Source organism: Schumannella sp. 10F1B-5-1, from assembly GCF_006517535.1.
Classification (GTDB): domain Bacteria; phylum Actinomycetota; class Actinomycetes; order Actinomycetales; family Microbacteriaceae; genus Schumannella.
This window is the reverse complement of record NZ_VHQH01000116.1, coordinates 1-216: the sequence shown is the minus strand read 5'-3', so window position 1 is coordinate 216 and position 216 is coordinate 1. Positions and strand designations below refer to the sequence as shown.

The 216-nt window shown below is 73.6% G+C and carries 1 protein-coding gene; it reads left to right on the top strand.

Annotated features, from left to right (window positions below; all coding sequences use genetic code 11):
- Window positions 1–216 (top strand): inorganic phosphate transporter (locus FJ658_RS15155; protein ID WP_141146216.1); only part of this gene is annotated, 216 nt, incomplete at both ends.

The following is a 216-nucleotide window of genomic DNA, read 5'->3' as shown; positions in this document are numbered from 1 at the left end:
TGGGCGTCATCACGCTCGCGCTCATCGCGGCGGGATTCCAGACCGTCGGCAGCGGCCCCGAGCTGTGGGTCATCGCCGCGTGCGCGATCGCCATCGCCGCGGGCACCTACTCCGGCGGCTGGCGCATCATCCGCACGATGGGTCGGGGCATCACCGACGTCGAGCCCGCCCAGGGGTTCGCCGCCGAGGCGGCGACCACCGCCACGATCCTCGCCT